Source organism: Pseudoglutamicibacter cumminsii, from assembly GCF_003143995.1.
Taxonomy (GTDB): domain Bacteria; phylum Actinomycetota; class Actinomycetes; order Actinomycetales; family Micrococcaceae; genus Pseudoglutamicibacter; species Pseudoglutamicibacter cumminsii_B.
In genome coordinates this window covers 86,337-107,446 of the sequence record NZ_QFWG01000007.1, presented here as the reverse complement: position 1 = coordinate 107,446, position 21,110 = coordinate 86,337, and the positions used below count along the sequence as shown (strand labels likewise).

General features: G+C 61.1%; 18 protein-coding genes. 10 read left to right on the top strand and 8 right to left on the bottom strand.

The genetic code is table 11. The features are described 5' to 3' along the window. The first annotated feature begins 30 nt into the window (after positions 1–30). Positions 31–1,605: an AAA family ATPase gene (locus CAY35_RS06635; RefSeq protein ID WP_109303859.1), complete on the top strand. Its 1,575-nt coding sequence runs from the start codon at positions 31–33 to the stop codon at positions 1,603–1,605. Positions 1,606–1,700: 95 nt separating this feature from the next. Next, positions 1,701–2,570, top strand: a complete 870-nt coding sequence (gene catA, locus CAY35_RS06630; protein ID WP_109303858.1) for a catechol 1,2-dioxygenase — start codon at positions 1,701–1,703, stop codon at positions 2,568–2,570. A gap of 143 nt (positions 2,571–2,713) precedes the next feature. Here the strand turns inward: catA and CAY35_RS06625 are convergent, their stop codons facing one another. Both CAY35_RS06625 and CAY35_RS06620 read right to left on the bottom strand, forming a co-directional pair. After that, positions 2,714–3,817, bottom strand: coding sequence for a mandelate racemase/muconate lactonizing enzyme family protein (locus CAY35_RS06625; RefSeq protein WP_109303857.1), 1,104 nt, complete (start codon positions 3,815–3,817; stop codon positions 2,714–2,716). 25 nt (positions 3,818–3,842) lie between these two features. Beyond that, positions 3,843–4,799, bottom strand: a complete 957-nt coding sequence (locus tag CAY35_RS06620; RefSeq protein ID WP_258265673.1) for a LysR family transcriptional regulator — start codon at positions 4,797–4,799, stop codon at positions 3,843–3,845. 273 nt (positions 4,800–5,072) lie between these two features. Here CAY35_RS06620 and catC point away from each other — a divergent pair, with 273 nt between their 5' ends. Continuing rightward, positions 5,073–5,381, top strand: coding sequence for a muconolactone Delta-isomerase (catC, locus tag CAY35_RS06615; RefSeq protein WP_109303856.1), 309 nt, complete (start codon positions 5,073–5,075; stop codon positions 5,379–5,381). Positions 5,382–5,479: 98 nt separating this feature from the next. On the opposite strand, the gene CAY35_RS06610 is transcribed toward catC, so the two are convergent. The 6 genes from CAY35_RS06610 to CAY35_RS06585 all read right to left on the bottom strand — a co-directional run bounded on the left by CAY35_RS06610 (position 5,480) and on the right by CAY35_RS06585 (position 12,194). Beyond that, positions 5,480–6,331, bottom strand: coding sequence for a MetQ/NlpA family ABC transporter substrate-binding protein (locus CAY35_RS06610; RefSeq protein WP_101630251.1), 852 nt, complete (start codon positions 6,329–6,331; stop codon positions 5,480–5,482). A 54-nt stretch (positions 6,332–6,385) separates the two neighbouring features. Next, complete coding sequence (locus CAY35_RS06605; protein WP_109303855.1) at positions 6,386–7,123, bottom strand: methionine ABC transporter permease; 738 nt, start codon at positions 7,121–7,123, stop codon at positions 6,386–6,388. Beyond that, a complete protein-coding gene (locus CAY35_RS06600) occupies positions 7,120–8,094 on the bottom strand; it encodes a methionine ABC transporter ATP-binding protein (protein ID WP_109303854.1) in 975 nt (324 codons plus the stop codon). Before CAY35_RS06600 ends, CAY35_RS06605 begins: the two co-directional genes overlap by 4 nt. 233 nt (positions 8,095–8,327) lie before the next feature. Further along, positions 8,328–10,196, bottom strand: coding sequence for an ABC transporter ATP-binding protein (locus CAY35_RS06595; protein WP_109303853.1), 1,869 nt, complete (start codon positions 10,194–10,196; stop codon positions 8,328–8,330). A gap of 136 nt (positions 10,197–10,332) precedes the next feature. Further along, entirely contained in the window at positions 10,333–10,584 is a 252-nt protein-coding gene (locus CAY35_RS06590) for an acyl-CoA carboxylase subunit epsilon (RefSeq protein WP_109303852.1), read from the bottom strand. Beyond that, positions 10,581–12,194, bottom strand: coding sequence for an acyl-CoA carboxylase subunit beta (locus CAY35_RS06585; RefSeq protein ID WP_109303851.1), 1,614 nt, complete (start codon positions 12,192–12,194; stop codon positions 10,581–10,583). Before CAY35_RS06585 ends, CAY35_RS06590 begins: the two co-directional genes overlap by 4 nt. A 270-nt stretch (positions 12,195–12,464) precedes the next feature. On the opposite strand from CAY35_RS06585, the gene CAY35_RS06580 reads away from it, so the two are divergent. The 7 genes from CAY35_RS06580 (at position 12,465) to gatC (ending at position 21,106) form a co-directional block, all read left to right on the top strand. Continuing rightward, positions 12,465–13,346: an SDR family oxidoreductase gene (locus CAY35_RS06580; RefSeq protein WP_309136529.1), complete on the top strand. Its 882-nt coding sequence runs from the start codon at positions 12,465–12,467 to the stop codon at positions 13,344–13,346. A gap of 124 nt (positions 13,347–13,470) precedes the next feature. Then, positions 13,471–14,538 (top strand): biotin--[acetyl-CoA-carboxylase] ligase, encoded by a 1,068-nt coding sequence (locus CAY35_RS06575; RefSeq protein WP_109303850.1) that lies wholly within the window; start codon positions 13,471–13,473, stop codon positions 14,536–14,538. Between the two features lie 36 nt (positions 14,539–14,574). Continuing rightward, positions 14,575–15,096, top strand: a complete 522-nt coding sequence (locus tag CAY35_RS06570; protein ID WP_109303849.1) for a hypothetical protein — start codon at positions 14,575–14,577, stop codon at positions 15,094–15,096. Between the two features lie 164 nt (positions 15,097–15,260). Beyond that, positions 15,261–16,676 (top strand): adenylate/guanylate cyclase domain-containing protein, encoded by a 1,416-nt coding sequence (locus CAY35_RS06565; protein WP_258265672.1) that lies wholly within the window; start codon positions 15,261–15,263, stop codon positions 16,674–16,676. 151 nt (positions 16,677–16,827) lie between these two features. Further along, a complete protein-coding gene (gene ligA / locus CAY35_RS06560; RefSeq protein ID WP_109303873.1) occupies positions 16,828–19,182 on the top strand; it encodes an NAD-dependent DNA ligase LigA in 2,355 nt (784 codons plus the stop codon). Then, complete coding sequence (locus CAY35_RS06555) at positions 19,179–20,708, top strand: inositol monophosphatase family protein (RefSeq protein WP_109303848.1); 1,530 nt, start codon at positions 19,179–19,181, stop codon at positions 20,706–20,708. The genes ligA and CAY35_RS06555 overlap by 4 nt, the downstream gene beginning before the upstream one ends. Positions 20,709–20,809: 101 nt before the next feature. Then, positions 20,810–21,106 (top strand): Asp-tRNA(Asn)/Glu-tRNA(Gln) amidotransferase subunit GatC, encoded by a 297-nt coding sequence (gene gatC / locus CAY35_RS06550; protein WP_101630259.1) that lies wholly within the window; start codon positions 20,810–20,812, stop codon positions 21,104–21,106. Positions 21,107–21,110 lie beyond the last annotated feature (4 nt).

The window sequence follows — 21,110 nt, the reverse complement described above, 5'->3', positions numbered from 1 at the left end:
TGCGAATGTGTTGTGTGAGGAGTGGGCCTGATGTTCATTGCGCCAGCCGCAGTGGTTCGAGCCACAACATCGGAAGACATGGCTGTATCTCGCGAGCAAGCCAAGACCTGGCGATCCGAGGGCATGGGAATCCCAGACCGTTTCCTCACTGACCACGCACTTGAAGACCTCGCTGCAACCGCAGAATCTCTAGGTAACGAGACCTTTGTTCGTACCGTCGCCGCAGTTCAAGCAGCACGCAAGGGCGACTACGGGACCATCCCGAGCATCGAATCGGCTGAAGCGCTCTTCAAGCAGTTCCTCGCCGACGACAAGATCGACGGCTGGGTCTACGTGCAAGAAGAGGACGGCTATCTGCACCCGTATCTAGTAGCCGACATCAAATTTGAACACGCCGACATCTCTCGCGATGCACGCGTCAAGATCACGATGGAGGCTGACAGCCCCACGGTGCAGCGGCCTTCCAAGACGCCACGGCTTTTGTTGCTGGAAGACTCCGCGATCGTGGGTAAAACCCCGGAGCAGGCACTGACGGCTCAGGGAGCATTCCACGAGACCGAAGAGCTCAAGGCCGCTTACCAGAAGCGCCGCGACGTGTACCAAGATGTCATCGATAACGGCTTCGCGCAGCAGTTCATGTTCACCGGAACCGCGATCCGCACCGAAGACCACAAATCCCCCAAGAGCCGCACCAACCGAAAAGTGGTTCAGGACGTCAAGCCAGGCTCGATCGCCCCGTTGCGTACCGGTTCACCATCGGTTCTTGCTGACAGCACTGACGGTCAAGGCCTCGGTGAGGTTCCCGTCGTGACCGCCGTCGCGGTCTTCGACCTTGCCGCGCAAGACTACATCGACGTCAACGTCGGCGACCTCACCCCGTACGAATACGACGAAAACCTGCGAGACAAGCTGGTTCTGCCAGAGGAGCAAGTCGAGCTGCTCGACATCCTGACCTCCGACATCTCCGTGTTCACCGGAGACATCATCGAAGGCAAGTCTGCAGGCAACGTGATCCTCGCTCGCGGCCGGCCAGGCGTCGGTAAAACACTGACCGCGGAGGTATACGCCGAAGTTTCACACCGTCCGCTGTACTCGATCCATACCGGAACGCTTGGGATTAACCCCGAATCGATCCGGAAAAACCTCGAGACCGCATTCGAGCGTGCCAAGCGCTGGGACGCGGTGCTGTTGCTCGACGAAGCCGACGTCTTCGTGCTGCAGCGCGGGCTTGAGCTTGAGCAGAACGCGATTGTTGCGGAATTCCTGCGCACCCTCGAGTACTACGACGGGCTCCTGTTCCTCACGACCAACCGCGTGGACGGGGTCGACGAGGCCATCCTGGCTCGTTGCGCAGTCGTGATCGACTACGACCTGCCGAGCCGCGAAGACGCCCGCACCATCTGGGGAATGCTCGCAGACGGCCACGGCGCTGACCTCGGGGACGAGTTGCTGGACACCCTCGTAGAAACGTTCCCTGAAGTCACTCCGCGCGACATCAAGATGATCCTCCGCCTCGCACTGCGCATCGCGGCATTCCGCAAGGATGAGGTGAACCTCGAAGCATTCATCACCGCGGCGAAATACCGGGGCATCCATCCTGCATAAGCCTTCCGTAGCGGCACCAGACCAGACGCCGCATCGGGATATAACCTCAACCCAACCCAGAACGACCACAACTACTCAACCCATAAGGAGCAATCATGGCTACCCAGCACACCCAGGCATCTGAAGCCCGCGCCGCAGACTCCGGCGCACAGGCATCGGCCCGCTTCAAGGACCGCGCTGCTGCACACCGCAGCGATCAGCCAGTTGACCACGAACGCGTCAGCCTGCTTGCCGGCAAGGCCATCAAGGCCCTGACCGACATCGTCTACGAAGAGAAGGTTTCCTACGATGAGTACAACGCTCTGAAGTCTTGGCTCATCAAGGTCGGCGAAGACGGCGAGTGGCCGCTGTTCCTCGACGTGTGGATCGAGCACGCAGTTGAGGACGTAGCAACCGAGCACCGCGAAGGCTCCAAGGGCACCATCGAAGGCCCTTACTACGTCGAAGACTCCCCAGAGTACGAGTGGGACGCCAAGATCCCGATGCGCGAAGACGAGCCGGGCACTCCGTTCCGTTTCAAGTCCAAGGTCACCGCTGTTGACGGCACGCCGCTGTCCAACGCGAAGATCGAGATGTGGCACGCCGACGAATACGGCCTGTATTCGCAGTTCGCTCCAGGCATCCCGGAGTGGAACCTGCGCGCAAGCTTCCTCGCTAACGAGGACGGCGAATTCGATATCAAGACGATCCGCCCTGCGCCGTACCAGATCCCAACCGAAGGCGCATGCGGTCAGCTGATCGAGGCCGCTGGCTGGCACGCATGGCGTCCAGCGCACATCCACGTCAAGGTCTCCGCGCCAGGCTACGAGCTGCTCACCGCCCAGCTCTACTTCCCAGGCGACGAGCACAATGACGACGACATCGCATCGGCAGTCAAGCCTGAACTCATGCTCGACCCTAAGCCGGCAAGCGACGGCGAAGGCGAAGAGGTCCAGTATGACTTCGTTCTCGACCCAGAACGCTGATCCGTATACAGCGCTGATTCGTTAGGGCGTTGAATGAAGCCCTGCGGATGAGGTAGGCGCGTGGCCCCGACCGTAACGGTCGGGGCCACTGTCGTTTGATTGATTCTGTAGCTTCAGATCTCCGTAGCTACAGATTTCAGCATTTACAGGTCCACGCGGTAGCGGTTGAGTTTGTCTTCGTCGATCTCAGCGCCGACTCCCGGGATGTCGCGGACCGCGATGCGCCCGTCAATAATCTCGATAGGGTCAGCGAGCAGGTCATCGGCCATGTCGAGGAAGTTGGACAGCTCGCCCGCGCGTGCTGAGGTCGCTTTGTGTGCGGCGCCGAACGTTACGGTTGCCAGCGAGCCGACCTGGGTGTCAATCTGATTGCCTATCGTCACGTCAACGCCGAGGCCTGTGCACAGCCCGAGAATCTCGGTCGCCTCAGTGAAACCGGAGCGCGCGGTCTTGATGCAGATCGCGTTGCAGCCGCCGGACAACAGCTCACGCGATGCGTCCCCGGCGGTCGGAACCGACTCGTCGCCCACAATCGGGATGCGCGAGTGCTGCACCAATCGACGGCGGCCCATCGCCTCTTTCGCATCGTTCGGTTCTTCGAACAGCGTGATTGGGAGGTCCTCGATCTGCCGCAGAACATCCATCGCCTGGTTAGCGGTCCAGCCGCGGTTAGCGTCCAGGTAGATCTCCACATCGTCGCCGAGGTGCTCAACGAGCGCATGGCACGCCTCAACATCCTCGCTCACGGGCAGTCGGCCGACCTTGAGCTTGAACGTTGTGATGCCGTACTTCTCACCGAACATCTGAGCTTCCTCAACCAGCTCAGCGGCTGGCTTGAACCCGAGCATGTGGGAGACCCGCATCGAATCCGTATAGCCACCCAAAAGCTTATGCACCGGCTGCTCGGTGATCTTGCCCGCGATGTCCCACAGCGCGATATCGACCGCGCCCTTGGCTACCTGGTTGTGGATCGTGCGGTGCATGATCGCGCGAACCTTCTCGCGATCCAGCGGGTTCAAACCGATGATTTCCGGCGCGAAAACCTCGTCGATGATCGACTTGATCGAATGCTGGGTTTCACCGTAGGTATAAGGCCGTGGAGGGGCATCAGCAACGCCTGTGACGCCGGCATTAGTGTGGATGCGCACCAGCACGTGCTCGGCGTTGTGCACCTCGCCAGAGGCGAACTTGAGCGGCTTCACGTACGGAATGTTGTACGGGATCGCCTCGATGCCAGTGATTTTCACGGTGTCCTCCCACGGTCTGTAGGTTTTAGCTCTTGCGTGTGCGGTTCCGGTCCGTCTTATCCCGGCCCGTTATGTCTGGGTATGCCACGTCCGGCTGCGGCAGCTTGGCCGCCGCGTCGATGGTCGTGGTGATGAAGTTTTCTGCGATAGGGGTCAGCGCGTCGCCCTTCCACGCGATGCCGAGGCTGACCGTGATGTCGGTCTGCAGTGGGCGCAGGACGATGGACTCCTGGAAGGGGTACTGCGCGGAATACGGAACGAACGCGACCCCGATGTTCGCAGCCACGAGCGCGTTGAGCGTGCTGGTTTCGGTTGCGGTTTGCACCACGCGCGGCCGGAAGCCGTGTTCGCGGCAGGCTTGGTAGGCGAGCGATGCTACGGCGGATTCACGGGGATAGCTCACGACGTCGATGTTCATGACGTCTTCGGGGCTCACTGGACCGGAGTCTTCCGCGAGGGGATGGTTCCGGCTGATCGCCAACGCGAGCCGGGTGTCCATGATGGGCTTGTAGTTCAGTTCATCGGATGAAATAGGCGGCCGCAGTACAGCCAGATCCATGCGGTTATCGAGTAGAGCTTGCTCCATGTGAGGGGTCAGCAGCTCACCGAAGACTTTGAGCCGTACCGATGGGTATCGATGGTGGGAGAGGCGGATCGCGGCCGGCATGAGTTCGTGGGTCGCGCTGCCCGTGAAGCCAACCCGCAGCACACCCGCGGAGCCGGCACCGACATCGGCCACGTCACTTTGCGCGGATTCGACGGCGGAAAGGATCCCGGTCGCTCGCTCGAGGAGCAGCTCACCGGCGGGGGTGAGATCAACGCGGCGGGTCGTGCGTTCAAACAGCTGAGTTCCGAGTTCTTGTTCGAGCTGTTTGATCTGCGCTGAAAGCGGCGGCTGTGCGATGTGTAGTCGCTGGGCGGCGCGTCCGAAGTGCTTTTCTTCTGCAACTGCCACGAAGTACCGCAAATGGCGTAGTTCCATGGGTCCTCTCCGTTTCGTGCAGGCAGTGATACTCGGTCTGATACTCGGTCGCGTTGGGCGCATCGCACTCGAATCTCGAGTCCGGTGACGTATCTCACCCTAGGTTCAGCGGGGGCGAAATGTGAAAGACTTTTATGAGCCCTACCCATACGCCCCAGGTATCAATGCCTGTGGTTTAGATACTTCAGACTACGGTAAAGGGTGAATAGGCTGAAGCCTAGGCATACAGACTGAGCACACACCAGACTGCACATTCACGCGAAGGAGATCACGATGCTGTTTCTGGCCCGCATGGACGTTCACTTCCCGGAGGACATGGACCCGGACACGATGGCTGACTTCCAGAAGCGAGAGAAGGCCTACTCTTCTGATCTTCAGAACCGCGGCATCATGAAGGGCATCTGGCGCGTGGTCGGGGAGTACTCGAACTACTCGATGTATGACGTCGACGGCCACGATGAGCTCCACTCGATCTTCCAGGGCTTCCCGATGTTCAAGTACATGGACGTCAAGGTGACCCCGCTGGCTACGCACCCGAATGCAACGAAGGCCGACTTCTTCGCGCCTGTAGAGGGCAACTAACAGTAGGCGCCTAATTCGCGTTAAACGCCGGGGCTCCAGAGAACGTGTCTCTGGAGCCCCGGGGCGTTAAAGAGTAACCGCGCTAAACCGCAACCGAATTAGAACGCTGGGATGACGGTTCCGTCTTTCCAGTTTTCTTCGATGAACTGCTTGACCTCATCGGAGTGCAGCAGCTCGTCGAGCTTCTTGATGTTCTCGTCATCCTTGGTGGACTCGCGGACAGCCAGCAGGTTCGCGTACGGGTTGTCTTCAGCCTTCTCGAGGAACAGGCCGTCCTCGGACGGGGTCAGGCCGCCTTCAAGAGCGAAGTTGCCGTTGATGACCGCGCCGTCGAGGTCTTCCATGACGCGCGGCAGGGTAGCGGCATCGGCTTCTACGAACTGGAGGTTCTTCGAGTTCTCATCGATGTCGTGGATCGTCGCGGAAACGGCGTCAACGCCGTCCTTGATTTTGATCAGGCCAGCGTCTTCAAGCAGCTTGAGCGCACGGCCCATGTTGGATGGATCGTTCGGGATAGCGATCTTGCCGCCGTCCTTGATCTCATCAACGCTCTTAGCCTTCGAGGAGTACAGCGCGAGCGGCTCGATGTGGATGCCCTCGAAGTGGGCGAGCTCGTAGCCCTTCTTGGAGATCTCTTCCTTGAGGTATGGCTCGTGCTGGAAGTAGTTGGCGTCGATGTCGCCGTCGTTGAGCGCCTGGTTAGGGAGCGCGTAGTCGGTGAATTCCTTGATTTCGAGGTCAAGGCCGGCGTCCTTGGCGAGGTTATCGTCCACGAACTTGAGGATCTTGGCCTGCGGGACCGGGGTAGCGCCGATCGTCAGGGTCGTGATGTCGCCGTCTTCTTTACCGACGCTGCTCTTATCGTTGCCGCCCATGAGGCCGCATCCAGCGAGGCTGACGGTGACTGCTAGTGCGGCAGAGCCTGCCGCGAACTTACGCAAGAAGCGCATTGTTCTCCTTAGGGGTGAGTGTTCCCAGATATGCGTATCTGAGGACGGTTTGGATTAGCGGTGGTTGACGCGGCGCGCGAGCCAGTCACCGAACATTTGAATAGCGATAACGATTGCGACGACGACGATGATGCAGGCGATCATCGTGTCCGTTTGGTATTGGCTGTAGCCATAGTTCATCGCGAGCGCACCGAGGCCTCCGCCGCCGACTGCGCCGGCCATCGCGGTGTAGGAAACCAGCGTGACCGCGGTGACGGTCGCCGAGGAAACCAGCGCGGGCATCGCCTCAGGGATCATGACTTGGCGCACGATCTGCCCGTTCGTTGCGCCCATCATCTGCACGGCTTCGATCTTGCCTGTAGCCACTTCACGCATCGCGCTTTCAGCGAGCCGCGCGAAGAACGGGATCGCGCCCACAGCGAGCGGGACCACGGTCGCTTCCCACCCGATCGCTTTACCGACCATGAACCGTGTGAACGGGATCAACGCGATGATGAGAATGATGAACGGGATCGAACGGCCGAGGTCAACGATCGAGCTGATGATGCGGTGCACCACAGGGTTCGGAGCGAGTCCGCCCTTTGACGTCATCCACACCCAGATACCCAGTGGAAGGCCTAGGACTACCGCAAAGACCGACGAGAAAACGGTCATCAGCAGCGTCTCTTGGGTTGCTGGCCACAGCGAATCCCGGATCACCGGGTTGTTGAACCAGGTTTCCCCGTCTGCGGCGAGCACCTGCCCAGGGACAGTGTGGAGGTGTGTAGCGAGCGTGTTCAGTTGTGTAATCATGCTGCCTCCTCGACGTAGATTCCACGTTCGGACAGGGTGCGAGCCAACGCGCGGGTGGCTTGAGTGTCAGTGCTACGGATCCGCATGCGGCCAACATCGAGGCCTGCGATACGCTCCAACATAGCGGCCTCAACTTCGACGATCGGGGTTCCCGCCTGCTGTGCTGCTTCGAATACCTCTGACGCGGACATGCCGGCGATGCTGATCTCCAGCATCGCGGTGTCGTCTTCGGCGTCGCGGATCGGTGCGGATGGCAACGGGATTAGCTCGCGCGCCAACGTAGACGACGGGTCGGAGAGCACATCACGCAACGATGCGGTGTGCTGATTCCGGCCTTCGGCGAGCAGGGTCACGGAATCGCAGATCTCACGGACCACCGACATTTCGTGGGTGATGATCAAGACGGTGATGCCGAGGTCGTCGCGGAGGCGCTTGATGAGGGCGAGGATCTGGGCGGTCGTGGTTGAGTCGAGCGCCGACGTCGGCTCGTCACACAACAAAATCTTCGGTTCGGTCGCGAGCGCGCGTGCGATACCGACGCGCTGACGTTGCCCACCTGAAAGCTGAGCCGGGTGGTTGTTTTCGCGACCATCCAGACCAACGAGGGTTACGAGTTCACGTGCCCGCTCCATCGCCTGCTTCTTCTTGACCCCGGCGATCAGCAGAGGGTGAGCGATGTTCTCGAGCGCGGTCTTGGAATCCAACAGCTCGGCGTGCTGGAAGACCATCCCGATGGATCGGCGGGCTTTACGCAAACGAGCGCCGGTGTAGGCGGTGACGTCTTCGCCGTTGATTTCCACGGTTCCCGACGTCGGGGTTTCGAGTCCGGTGAGGCAACGAATCAGAGTCGATTTACCTGCGCCCGAGCGTCCGACGATTCCGTGGATGAGGCCGGACTCAACGTGCAGATCGATGCCTTCTAAAGCAGTTGTGCCTGCGAACTCTTTACGCAAGCCTTTCAACGTAATCATCGGACCCTCCCTTCACAGTGGCACCGGCCTTGGCGGCCGGGAATAAGTAATTCCAGGGTGTCTAGCGTACGCCTATTACCGTGCAACGACGGCTCACGCGCGCGTTAACCCGGGAACACAAACACTGACACAGTATGTGCATGACCAATAAAACAAATGCGTGTTGTGTTACAGAACATGTCAGGAATCTGGCCAGAACCGAGCGATTCGTGGCAGGGATCACCCTGAGGTGATCATTCCTGAGAGGCGAACTGGGTCCGGTACAGCTCGGCGTAGCGTCCGCCCTGAGCTAATAGCTCCTCGTGGTTACCTTGCTCGATGATGCGGCCGCCCTCGACCACAAGGATCGCGTCCGCCGCACGGATCGTTGAGAGCCGGTGGGCAATCACGAGTGCTGTCCGGCCAGCCATAGCTTCCGAAAGCGCGTTCTGAACCGCGGCTTCGTTCGTCGAATCCAAAGCCGAGGTCGCCTCATCCAAGACGACCACAGCCGGAGCCGCGAGAAGCAAACGTGCAATCGTGAGCCGCTGCCGCTCGCCACCAGACAAGCGGTAGCCGCGCTCACCGATCACCGTATCCAGGCCATCGGGCAGTGCCTCAATCACAGGCTTGAGCCGCGCACGCTCGAGCGCAGACCACAGTTGCTCATCCGTAGCGTTCGGCGAAGCGATCGCGAGGTTATCGCGGATCGACTCATGGAACAGGTGACCGTCTTGGGTCACGACGCCGATCGTGTGCTTGAGCGAATCGAAACTCACGTCACACACATCGACATCGTTGAGCGTGATGCTACCTTCCGTCGCGTCATACAGCCGTGGAAGAAGCGACGCGATCGTGGACTTACCCGCGCCACTCGACCCCACGAGCGCAACCGTCTGGCCCGCCTCAATCGTGAAGTCGATCCCGTGCAAGACCTCGGAACTGTCGCGCTGATCAAGCACCGCGACGTCCTCAAGGGAAGCCAGCGAAACCTGGTCGGCCGTCGGGTAGGCGAACCGCACATCGTTGAACGCAACCTTGACCGGGCCGGAACCCAAAGCGACCGCATTCGGCTTCTCCTTGATCAGCGGATCCAGATCCAAGACCTCGAAAACCCGCTCGAATGAGACGATCGCGCTCATGATGTCCATGCGAGCGTTCGCGAGCATCGTCAGCGGGGCGTACAAGCGCGTCAACAGCATTGCGAGCGTCACCACTTCACCCGCATTGAGGTGCCCCAGAACCGCCTGGACACCACCCACGCCATACACGAGCGCCAAAGCCAACGCCGAAACCAGCGTGAGCGCCTGAACAAAGGTGGTCTGCAACATCGCAGTCTTGACGCCGATGTCCCGCACCCGGCCGGCGCGCTCGGAAAATGCCTGGGACTCCGCGTTTGGCGCACCGAACAACTTGACCAAGGTAGCGCCACCCGCGGAGAACCGCTCCGTCATGCGCGTGGACATCGCCGCGTTGTAGTCCGCCGCTTCGCGCTGAAGCGAGGCCAAACGGCCACCCAGCAAGCGGGCAGGGATCAAGAAAACCGGCAACAGCAAGATCGAAAATAGCGTGACCTGCCACGAAATCGTGACCATGACACCCACGGTGAGAGCGAGCGAAACGATGTTCGCAACGACCCCGGAAAGCGTGTTCGAAAACGCTCGCTGAGCGCCGATGACGTCGTTATTCAAGCGTGAAACCAGAGCGCCCGTACGGGTGCGGTTGAAAAACGCGATTGGCATCGTCTGTACGTGATCGAACACCGTGGTGCGAAGGTCGTAAATCAAGCCTTCGCCGAGCTTCGAGGAAAAGTAACGGTTCAAAAGGCTGAAGCCGGCGTCGGCGAGCGCGAGTGCAGCGATCGCGATCGCGAGCCACACAATCACTTCAACTGGCCCGCCGGAGGTAATCGCGTTGACAACATCACCCGCGAGGACCGGAGTGATGACCCCGATCACCGAAATCACAACAGAGAGACCAAGGAACAGGAACAGCATCGTTTTGCGTTTGGATGCGAATCCCCAGATGCGCTTGAGCGTCCCCTTGGAGATCTTCCCGTGGTCTTTGGTTCGCTGTCCTGCCATGGTGCGGTGCAGAACCATCCGCGGTGAAAACTGACTCATCGACATCCTCCTTGGGACGCATCATGTACGCCGCGCTGTCAATAGCGCGCTGAGAACGATGCGGCAGGCCGATGCGTACGGTGTTCGTACGCATCGGCCTGCCGTAAGGCGGTGGGTTGCGGGCCACCGATTGAGTTTATTTGCGCCGGAAAAGCCCCGGTAGCGTCGTCAACCGTCCGCGGATGGTTGCGGCGCGGCGCAGGATTTCGCTGCGGGTTGACGGTGGCGCTTGCTCAGCGGCCTGGCGTGACTGAGCCTCTGCAAGGATGACGGCGAACAGTGCCGCGATCTCCTCATCGGTGGCTTCGCCACGCACGACCCGAAGGTCCGCCGGCTGTGGAGCCGACGTGGTTTGTGGTGCCCAGGAAAAATCTTGCTTGGTGCTCACAGTGGAATGTTCCCATGCTTACGGTCAGGGTTGGTTGCATGCTTATCGCGGGTTGCACGCAAGCCCTTGACAATCTGAACGCGGGTCTCGCTCGGGGCGATCACCGCATCGACATAACCGAGCTCAGCGGCCTGGTACGGGTTGAGCAGCTCGGCTTCGTACGCATCGATGAGCTCGGTGCGGCGAGCCTCGACGTCGCCGCCTTCCTGCTCAACGACTGCTAGGTCACGGCGATACAGGATGTTGACAGCACCCTGCGCACCCATCACGCCGATCTGCGCGGTAGGCCAGGCCAGGTTGATGTCAGCGCCGAGCTTCTTGGAGCCCATCACGATGTACGCGCCGCCGAAAGCCTTACGGGTGATGACCGTGATCTTAGGGACGGTCGCCTCGGCATACGCGTACAGCAGCTTTGCGCCGCGGCGGATGATGCCTTGGTCTTCCTGATCCTTACCTGGCAGGAAGCCAGGCACGTCGACGAACGTGAGGACCGGAATGTTGAACGCGTCGCAGTGGCGCACGAAACGCGCTGCCTTCTCGGAAGCTGCGATGTCGAGGGTTCCCGCGAACTGCATCGGCTGGTTCGCAACGATGCCCACGGTGGAGCCTTCAACGCGGCCATAACCGATCATGACGTTCGGAGCGTAGAGCGCCTGCATCTCGAAGAACTCGCCGTCATCGAGCACACCCTCGATGACCTGACGCATGTCGTAAGGCTGCGAGGCCGAGTCCGGGATCAGCGTGTCGAGGGCTTCGTCGTCCTCAGTAACCTCGAGCTCAGGTTCGTCGGCGTAGAGCGTCGGCGGGGAGGCGAGGTTGTTGCTTGGCAAATAGGAGAGCAGTTCGCGCACGAAGTCGAGTGCGTCGTCTTCATCCTCCGCAAGGTACGTGGACGTACCTGTTTCAGCGTTGTGGTGGCCAGCGCCACCGAGGGTTTCCATGTCCACGTCTTCGCCCGTGACAGCCTTGATGACGTCCGGGCCGGTAATGAACATGTGGGACGTCTTGTCCACCATGATGACGTAGTCCGTCAGGGCAGGGGAGTATGCGGCGCCGCCAGCCGATGGGCCCATGATCACAGAGATCTGAGGGATGACGCCCGATGCGTGCACGTTATTGCGAAAGATGTCAGCGAACATCGCAAGGGAGGCGACACCCTCCTGGATGCGGGCGCCACCGCCGTCGAGCAGGCCGATAACCGGCATGCCGTTACGCAGAGCGAATTCCTGAACCTTGACGATCTTCTCGCCGTTGACGTTGGAGAGCGAGCCGCCGAAGACCGTGAAGTCCTGCGAATAGATCGCGACCGGGCGGCCGTCTACGGTTCCGTAGCCAGACACGAGGCCGTCGCCAAGCGGGTGCTTCTTCTCCATCCCGAAGGCCGTGGTGCGGTGCTTAGCCAGCGCATCGAACTCAACGAAGGAGCCTGGGTCAAGGAACATGTCGATGCGTTCGCGGGCGGTGTTCTTGCCGCGGCTATGCTGCCGCTCAATCGCGGCTTCGCCACCAGGGTTGATGGTCTCAGCCATGCGGCGATGGAAGTCCTCGAGCTTACCGGCGGTCGTTGTTAGATCCAGCTGATCCTGCGGATCTGACGGCTGTGCGGTCATCGCTTGCGAACTCTCCTTCGTTTTGGTGGAAACCTCTCAAAAAGAAAGGCATCTCGCCCATTCTACGGGGTATTTGCGCCAAAGCATTTGTGGGAGTCCTACAAAAACAGGGTAGAAAGCCCAGTCTGTGTCGACGGAACCGTCGGTGGGGCGCCGGCAGTGTGACCAGGCGCGCTTCTAGTTACTCTCTAGTCACTTGGGCAATGTAACCTGGATCACAACTGTTCTGTTTTGATCTTGCACCGTTCGCGACTGCATCAGGAGGCACACGTGAGCAACCCAACTGCGACTCTCAAAGGCAAAACCATCCTCATGTCCGGAGGATCCCGAGGCATCGGCCTCGCGATCGCCCTCCGAGCAGCCCGCGACGGCGCCAACATCGCAATCCTCGCCAAAACCGCCGAGCCACACGCTCACCTCGAAGGTACCGTGCACACCGCAGTCGAAGAGATCAACGACGCCGGAGGCCGCGGCCTCGCAATCGTCGGCGACGTACGCAACGACGACGACATCCAGCGCGCCGTCGACGCAACAGTGGAAGCGTTCGGTGGCATCGACATCGTGATTAACAACGCCTCCGCGATCAACCTGAGCCCCACCCCGGCGCTCGACATGAAGCGCTTCGACCTCATGCACCAAATCAACATGCGCGGAGCCTTCGCACTGCCGAAAACCGCGTACCCGCACCTCAAGAAGGCAGAGAACCCGCACATCCTCACGCTGTCCCCGCCGCTGAACCTCGACCCGAAATGGGCTGGCGCACACCTCGGCTACACGATGGCTAAATACGGGATGAGCATGACCACGCTCGGGTTCGCGGCAGAGTTCGCGAGCGACGGGATCGCCGCCAACTCGCTGTGGCCCGCATCGCTCATCCACACCGCCGCGATCGAAAACCTTCCCGGCGGCGAAGCGATGCTCTCCGGCGCACGCACCCCAGACATCGTCGCCGACGCCGCACACCACATGCTGACCCAGCCATCGCGCACCTTCACCGGCCAATTCCTGACCGACGAAGAAGCGCTCGCTGAGGCCGGCGTCACCGACCTCAGCGGCTACGCGATCAACCCCCACCGCCCGCTCACCGCCGACATCTTCCTGACTAAAGACCGCATGCCGAAAGGATCGATCTCGCCGATCCCAGGGGAGTGACATCGCTCATCTCAGGGCAGTGAGTCGCCGCGGCGGGGAGTGAGGCGCCGCGGCGCGATATGTTGATCAGGGTAGGTTCATAAGGCGAACCACCATCGTAAGTTCAACGCGAGCAAAGGTTGACATGCACACCCCAGAGCGACTTGAAGCCGACATCATCACCGCCAACGCGCACGCCGAATGGGCGGCCCTGCACGGTTCTGAACGCACATCTGTATGGCCGCGGCTCATCGTCAAGGACCACACCGAGTCCACGAACGATGACGCGATCGCTCTGCTGTCCAGCGGTGAGCTGGGCGGACCGGACATGCCCGATGCGACGGGAACGTTGATCGTCACGCTTGATCAGCGCTCGGGTAAAGGCCGGCTTGGCCGCGTGTGGGAAGCGCCGGCCGGCGCCGCGCTTGCGATGACTCTGGTGATTCAGGCGCCGCCGAGCGTTCCGACGGAATCGCTCGCGATGGCGTCGACGCTCGTGGGGCTCGTGTGGCGGGACGTTCTCGCGGCGTCCACGGCCTCCGACGTGAGCCTCAAATGGCCTAACGATGTTTTGATGGGCGGCGAGAAAGTCGCAGGAATCCTCGCGCAGGTCGCTCCTTCGTCGCCTGGGCCGCGCGGCGCCGCGGCTAGCACGGACGGCAACAAGACTGGAATCGATAACACTGGTGTCGCCGACAAAACAGGACTGGCTGATAAGACGGGCGTCGCTGACAAGACCGGTGTCAAGAACGGCATCACAACCGGGGAACCTGCCAAGGCGACGCGCGCTGGCGGCCTCAACCTCGTCGTCGGCATTGGAACCAACCTGACCCAGACCAAAGACGAACTGCCGGTGCCAACCGCTACCTCGCTCGCGCTCCACAACTGCACGACCGACGTCCATCACCTCATCTCGGCGTTCTGGACCCGCGTCATCGCGGTGCTCTCCGAATGGCTGCCGGCCGGTGGCCCGCTCGATCAGCCGCTGGGTTCCCTCGGCTGCACAAGCCTCATCGACGCAACCCGCAAACACTGCGCAACCATCGGAGTGGACGCGCGCGTCCACCTGCCGCAAGACGTCGAAATCACAGGCGTTGCGCGCGACGTCGACGAATACGGCCACCTCATCGTCGAAGACAGCACGGGCAAGCGGCACCAGATCTCTGCAGGCGACGTCATCCACGTCCGCCGCAGCGATGGTCACTACGCTTAACAGCCGATAACGGCTCACCTGAGTGGAAGAGTAAGAATGGTCCCGCGGAAACTGCTGCACCCCGGCGAAGAGGTTGTGATCCGAACTCGTCGACACCCGCGTGCGCTGCGCTCCGTGGGATGGGTTCTGGTGACCGTGACGATCATCGCCGCGATGCTGGGCGGATTCGCGTGGCGGATCGCGGAGCTCGGTGACCCGTGGACGTGGATCTCCCGAGTAGCGGTGGTGCTCGTGGTTGTTGCGTGGGGCTTTGCCTTGCTTCGGTGGGCCCTCCGGCCTCTCTGGCTGTGGGCAACGACTCACATCACTCTCACTAACCAGCGTTTCTTCATTCAGCGTGGCCGGACGGTTCAGCACATCCCCGTGCACCAGGTCACCGGGGTATGGTTCAAGCCGGTTGATCGCGAACAGCGCTCGCCGGGGGTCCTGGTCTTGGCGGCTAACGGTCGTGAAGCGACGTTTCGCAACGTTCCCGACGTGGCCCACGTTGCGGGATGCCTCCGGCGCGAAGCTGCGGCCGCGCAGAGGCATATGGTTATGGTGCCGTACGGCATGTGAATCATGGTGCCGTTCGGTATGTGAACGGTTGACCGCATCGTGGACATGACGTGACCTTTGACACATTTTTCGATGCAAGGTGTAAGAATGGACTGGGAATGTTTTGACCTCAGCCGCTGCATACACAACAACGAACTACTTTGACGGGAAGGACGGTGCAGACAGTGAGTCACGAGAACCCACCTGAACGCACCGAAAACCCCGACGAATATACGGCGCTGAGCCCGGTCCCGCCGCCGTCGCTCAGGCCTGTTACAGCGGAAATGAGTAGCGTCGCTCCGGAAGAATCAGATGCCGGAGAACATGCCGAAGGCGGCGGCGAACGCATCGTGACGGCTCAGATGCCAGCCGTAGAAATGCCCGTTGTTTCGGGGCACATTCCTGTGGCGCAAACCAAGCCGAGCGAACCGGCGATGCCGGTGAGCGCATCGAACCCAACTGCATGGGAAGCGCTCGACACCCACGCTATTGGGGCCGTCCCTGAGCTCGGCCCGATCACGACGTCGATGCCCGTTCTTGAGACCAAAACCGAGACCGAGGACGAGGTGCGGGCCGCGGCCCAGCGCCTCGAAATGCGGTTGCGGGGTTCAGCTCGCACGATGCGCCGCCGTGAGATCGCCGCGCACGTCGGGGTTTCGCTGCACTCGGCGCGCAAACTGTGGCGCGCGTTGGGGCTTCCGCGGGTTTCTGACGATCAGGTCGCGTTTACGATGCGGGATCAGCGCGCGCTCGAGACGATGGTCGATCAGGTTCGCCAGAAGCGTTTGTCTGAGGACGCGATGCTCTCGATCGCGCGTTCGATCGGTCAGCTCACGGACCGCATGGCGATTTGGCAGATCGAGGCGCTTGTTGAGGACCTCGTTTCGACTCACGGGATGAGTGACCTTGAAGCGCGCCGGCAGGTTGTTTTGCTGTTGGACGAGATGTTGGACCCGTTGCTGAAGATGGTCAACTATTCGTATCAGCGCAACCTCGCGGCAGCGATTCACCGGCAGGTTTTGCGCGCTGAGTCGGGTTTGCGTTCCTCGAATGAGTACCGGACGGGCACGGAGGACGATGCGGCGCTTCCGTTGGCGCGGGCGGTCGGCTTTGCTGACATGGTGTCCTTCACGTCGCTTTCTCGGGGCATGGATGCGCGGCGTTTGGCGCGGTTGGTTCAGAATTTTGAGTCGCGGTGCGCGGCGATCATTTCGACTGGTGGTGGCCGGTTGGTCAAGACCATTGGCGATGAAGTTCTTTACGTTGCGGAGACGCCGCAGGCTGGCGCTCGGATCGCGCTGACGTTGGCGCGGGCTTTCAGCCCGGAAGAGGACATGCCTGAGGTGCGTGTGGGCTTGGTGTGGGGCCGCATCTTGTCGCGTTTGGGCGACATTTATGGTGCGACGGTGAACATGGCCGCACGGTTGACGTCGATGGCCGAGCCCGGCCAGGTTTTGATCGATCCGCTAACAAGCCAGGTGTTGGCCGGCGACGAGCGGTTCGTGATTGAGCAGCTGCCTCCAGTTGAACTGCAGGGCTTCGGTTCGGTGACCCCGTCTGAGATGTCGCCGGGGCCTGACGCAATCTTGCCGGTCGACTGAGGTTCGTGACTTAACGGTCGCGGTATACGACATAGCCCGTGTTGACGACATAGCTCTGTTTACGACATAGCCCGTGCCTGTGGTTCAAACTGTCAGACCCCTGGGGCATGATGGATTCGTGGCAACTGACAAGGCATCGAAAGCATCATCCATACCGGCTGCATCCGTAACGGCTGAGGGCTCTGCGGCTGGCGAGTCCGTGGCTGTAGAGTCTGCAGCTGTTCCCGCACACGAGTTGCGGGAAGAGTACGCGGACCTCGTCGATAAGGTCCGTAAGTACCGGCACGCGTATTACAACGAGAACACGCAGCTGGTTTCCGATGCCGAGTTTGATGAGTTGTTTGCTCGGCTTGAAGAGCTTGAGGCTCTGCATCCTGAGCTGGTGACGAACGATTCGCCGACCCAAGAGGTGGGTGGCGAAGTTTCGGCGGCGTTCTCGCCGGTTAAGCACCCGAGCCAGATGTATTCGCTCGAAGATGTTTTCAGCTACGAAGAGCTGGAAACGTGGTTTGAGCGTGCCCGCACCAACAGCGCCTCGCTTGCGCCAGGGGTTGAGGTTAAGTGGCTGACCGAGGTCAAGATCGATGGTCTCGCGGTCAACCTGATTTACCGCGATGGTGTCCTGGACGTAGCGGCAACCCGCGGGGACGGCACGACGGGCGAGGACGTCACGGATAACGTCAAGACGATCGCGGATATCCCGCACGAGTTGAAGGGCGAAGGCTGGCCGGCAGAGCTCGAGGTCCGGGGTGAGGTTTTCATCCCGTCGAAGGAGTTTGAGGCGTTCAACGAGTCGCTCATTGCCGAGGGCAAAGCGCCTCTTGCGAACCCCCGTAACGCCGCGGCGGGCTCGTTGCGTCAGAAAGACCCAGCGCAGACGGCTAAGCGACCGTTGCGGATGTTCGTTCACGGCGTGGGCGCACGTGAAGGCATGGATGTTGAGTCTCAGCACGAGATTTACGCGCAGCTTGAGGCATGGGGGCTCCCGGTATCCCCTTATAACAAGCTGTTCGACACCACCGACGAGGTGTTCGCATACATCGATCAGATCGGACAGGACCGCCACAGCCTGGTCCATGAGATCGACGGCATGGTCATCAAGATCGATGACTTCCAAGCGCAACGCGCACTCGGCTATACCTCCCGCACTCCTCGTTGGGCTGTCGCCTATAAATACCCGCCGGAGGAAGTGCACACGGACCTTCTGGAAATCCGCGTGCAGGTCGGGCGCACCGGCCGAGTCACGCCATATGGCGTGATGCGCCCTGTCACGGTTGCCGGTTCGACGGTTGAGCGTGCAACCTTGCACAACCGCGATGTGGTCAAGGCCAAGAACCTGCTGATCGGTGACGTCGTGGTGCTGCGTAAGGCAGGCGACGTCATCCCTGAGATCGTAGGCCCGGTGCTCCCGCTGCGTGAAGGTCGCGAAGACGAACTTTCTGAGTGGGTCATGCCGAGCGAATGCCCGTCGTGTGGAACGCCGTTGCGTCCCGCGAAGGAAAGCGACGTAGATCTCCGTTGCCCTAACAGCCAACACTGCCCAGAGCAGCTGGCTCAGCGTGTTGAATACGCGGCATCACGTGGCGGGCTCGACATCGAGGCTCTCGGCGCCGAAGCGGCTATCGCGCTCACGATCGGTCCGGGACCTGACCCGGCCGAGAACAACGGGGTTCCAGCTCCTTCGGGCCCTGGACCTTTGACGACCGAACGCGATTTGTTCGACCTTGCTGACCCGGAGTCTGAGCTGTCGAAGTCGCTCGCGGATGTCCGCGTGTGGCGCGAGAAGCGTTCGAAAGGCCAGGGGACCGGCGTGTGGGAGCTGCGCCCATACTTCTATACGCGTGGAACCTCGGCTAAACCCGCCGGGCCCAACGCGAATACGCAGAAGCTGTTCCGCGAGGTCGCTGGCGCTATGGGCAAGGACCTGTGGCGTGTGCTCGTCGCGTTGTCGATCCGCCACGTCGGCCCGACCGCATCGCGGGCTCTAGCTCAGCGCTTCGGCTCGATGGACGCGCTGCGTGAGGCCGTAGCGAGCGAGAACGCTGTCGAGATCCTTTCCGATATCGACGGCGTGGGCACCATCATCGCTGAAGCGCTCGTGGACTGGTTCCAAGAAGACTGGCACGTCGAGATCGTGGACGCGTGGCAGCAAGCCTGGCGGGCCAACGGCTACGAGATGGCCGACGAACGAGACGAAGAGATTGCTGCGATCCTCGAAGGCCTCACGATCGTCGTGACAGGCTCCCTTGCGGACTTCTCCCGCGACGAGGCGAAAGAAGCGATCCTCGCCCGCGGCGGCAAAGCAACAGGTTCAGTCTCCAAGAAGACGAGCGTTGTGGTTGCAGGTGAAGCCGCAGGCTCCAAGCTCACGAAAGCCCAAGAGCTCGGCATTCCAGTACTGGACGAAGACGGATTCAAAGAACTCCTCGAACACGGCACATCCGTTCTCGAAGATGGTGCTGCGCCGGAAGATGGTGCTGCACCGGAGGAAGGTGGCGACCAGTGAGCCACGCTCAAACTGCACCAGACTCTGTGTTGGCTGAGGTGTTCGATGTTGGGCTGGGCGCTGCGCATGCGGGCGCCACGGTTCTCGCGTCGATGCGGGGCCAGGCGGACATCACCGCTGCCGCAGACACGAAATCCGGGGCAGGGGACTGGGTCACCCAGGCCGACCGCGCATCCGAGCAAGCGATTCGCGAATACATTCACGCTCGCCGGCCCGACGATGCGCTCACGGGCGAAGAATACGACGCAACCGGCGACACTCATGCCGAATACCGCTGGTGCATCGACCCGCTGGATGGGACCGCGAACTTCGTGCGCGGATTGCCGCACTACGGGGTATCCGTCGCCGTGGCGCGGCGCGAATACCTCCGCGAGAATCTCGATGAAGACGGCAACCCAACCGAAGACACCTCATTCGTTGAGCAGTGGGTCGCCGGGGTAGTGATCGCACCCGAACTCAAGCAGATGTGGGCGGCCACCGCATCCGCAGATCCAGCGCCTGCAGAAGCAGGGCATGCGTACACAGCTGCGTGGGATGCCGAGAGGGCCCCTTCCCGGTACGGGGAGGAACCCAGCCGAGCCCTCACAGCGGAGGCATCCGCAGGCGCTTCCAGCCAGGCTCGGATTCTCGCTTATGGGTTCGGCTACGGCGCTGGGCAGCGTCAAAACCAAGCCCAGGCGCTCACGCGCCTCATCCCGCACTTCGACAACGTCCGCCGCCTCGGTTCAGCGGCCATCGACATGTGCCTTGTAGCGGACGGGACACTCGACGCCTACGCGGAAACCAACATCAACGAATGGGACTGGGCGGCCGGCGCATTCATCGCAGAAACCGCAGGCTTCCCGGTACAACGCCCCCTCTGGAACGGCTCCCACAGCTACGGATGGTGTCTTGTAGGCGATGTCCACGGACAATGGCTCGGACCAATCGCCACGATCAACACGGGCAATGCAGTCAGCGTTAGCGATGCAGCCAACCGTGACGGTGAGGTCAACGCGGGCGCCATCACGCTCCGTTATGCGACCTACCACGATGATGAAGCTATTCGTGAGCTCACCGAGCGTGCGTACCTACACGCGGGATACTTCGAGTCCGCAGACCACCGGTACATGCAGCGGGTTGCGCAGGTAGCGGAACGCCGCCGGCACGCACTCATGTTCGTCGCGGAAGACGCGGACCAGAACATCGTGGCCTCCGTGACGTTCTCGCTGGCAGGCAGCCTGTGGGCCGACCTCGCAGAGGACGGCGAGCTCGAGATGCGCCTCTTCGTTGTGGACCCGCGGTTCCAACGCACGGGTCTCGGCGGGAGACTTGTCGAAAAGTTCCTCGAGTTCGCCGAGACGTTGCCCGGTATCCACAGTCTTGTTCTGACCACCACACCCGATTGGGAACCAGCGATGCGTTTCTATGCGCGTTACGGATTCTCACGCGACACCCACCGGGACGTCGAGATCCCAGAAGTACCTGGGCTATGGCTCGCGGCATTCAGCAAAGAAATCAGCCAGCACCACACGTCGGGGTCCTGAACAGAACTCACATATAGACCCCAAAATGCCAACTACGGCAACTGCGCCTAAACTGGTGCAAGCACTTAAACCCATCGGGACTTTGAAAGATTGGGAGGGAAATGTCTGGAATCTCACGTGACCAAGTGGCGCACCTAGCGACCCTGGCACACATTGCCATGACAGAAGAAGAACTCGACAGGATGTCCACAGAGCTCGACGCGATCGTGGACGCCGTCGCCTCAGTCAGCGAAGCCGCAACTGACGACATCCCGGCAACCAGCCACCCCATCCCGTTGACCAACGTGATGCGCGAAGACGTCGTCGGCGAAACGCTCACCCAAGCGCAGGCACTCGCCAACGCTCCTGACGCCGAAGACGGCCGCTTCCGTGTCCCAGCGATCCTGGACGAGGACTGATAAC